This window comes from Amycolatopsis sp. CFH S0740, from assembly GCF_004522315.1.
In the GTDB taxonomy this organism is placed as follows: Bacteria; Actinomycetota; Actinomycetes; order Mycobacteriales; family Pseudonocardiaceae; genus Amycolatopsis; species Amycolatopsis nivea.
The window spans coordinates 1-1414 of sequence record NZ_SDLS01000072.1 but is presented as its reverse complement, the minus strand read 5'-3'; the positions used below and the strand labels follow the sequence as shown (position 1 = coordinate 1414).

The window sequence follows — 1414 nt, the reverse complement described above, 5'->3', positions numbered from 1 at the left end:
GGCTCTGTCATGATTTCCGTGTAAGCCACGGATGATTTCTTCTCTGATTCTAGTCGAGCGGGAGGCGGTCTGGGAAGAGCGCGGCGAGGGTATTTAACGCTTGTTTCCAGCCCCGGGTTCCGGTTCCCGATGGCCCGCCTCGGTTGCTGGTGATGTTGCGGAGTCCGAGGTAGAGCAGTTTTGTCGCGGCGGTGTCGCTGTCGAAATGTCCGCGGTTCTTGGTGATTTTCCGGAGCTGGAAGTTGATGTTCTCGATGAGGTTTGTGGTGTAGACGATTCTGCGGAGTTCGGGCGGGTAGTCGAGAAACGGAGTGAAGTCGTTCCAGGCGTGTCGCCAGACTTGGATCGCGGCCGGGTATTGCGCACCGAAGTCTTTGTCGAACTGGTTGAGTGCAATTTCGGCTGACTCGAGTGTCGGCGCGGTATAAATTTCACGCATGGCCGCGGCGACTTTCTTGCGGTCGCCGTAGGCGACGAACCGCATGGCGTTGCGGATCACGTGCACGACGCAGGTTTGGACCACGGTGTCGGGGAACGCGCCGCGGATCGCATCGGGCAGTCCGGTCAGGCCGTCGCAGCAGGCGATCAGGATGTCTTTCACGCCGCGGTTGCGCAGGTCGGTGACGACCTTGGCCCAGAACTTCGCCGCTTCGGTGTCGGCGATCCAGAGTCCGAGGGCGTGTTTGCGGCCTTCCATGTCCACGCCGACGGCCAAGTAGGCGACTTTGGAGGTGACCACGCCTTTGTCCTTGACCCGCAGCCGCAGGCCGTCGACGTAGAGGATCGGGTACATCTCGTCCAAGGGACGCGATTGCCACAGCGCGATCTCGTCGGTCACCACGTCGGTCACGTTGGAGATCAATTCCCGCGACACGTTCACGCCATATGCTTCACGCAAATGGGATTCGATGTCCCGGGTGGTCATGCCGCGCGAATACAGCGACAGGATCGCCTCGTCGATATTGCCCAGCCTGCGTGCGCGTTTCGGCACGATCGCCGGTTCGAAGGAACCGTTCCGGTCGCGCGGCACCGCCAGTTCGACCGGGCCGTTCGAGGTCGACACGGTTTTCGGGGACCTGCCGTTCCGGGAATTCCCGGACCCGTTCCCGGCGGGGTCTCCTTTCTCGTACCCGAGATGATGGGTCATTTCGGCGTCCAACGCCCGTTCGAGCACCGCCTTGGTCATCTCGTTCAGCAATTCTTGCGCACCCAGCGCGCCACCATTCTCGTACGCTTCTTTTACCAACGCGTCAAGCGTTTCCGGCGGTAACACGCGAGCGAGCGCCTCGCCGGCCTCGGGACCCGCAGTCCGACCGGTCGATGTGTTCTCAGTCACAGATGGAGCCTTCCTGGGTCGCCGTCAGCGACCCGATCTTGGTCCATCCGCGGCTTACACGGTTGCCATGACACGGCC

Annotated in this window: 1 protein-coding gene; it reads right to left on the bottom strand. The window is 61.8% G+C overall.

What is annotated here, in order from left to right; genetic code table 11:
• Positions 1 to 49: 49 nt before the first annotated feature.
• Positions 50 to 1273, bottom strand: a complete 1224-nt coding sequence (locus tag EIZ45_RS45785; RefSeq protein ID WP_370318257.1) for an IS256 family transposase — start codon at positions 1271 to 1273, stop codon at positions 50 to 52.
• Positions 1274 to 1414: the final 141 nt, after the last annotated feature.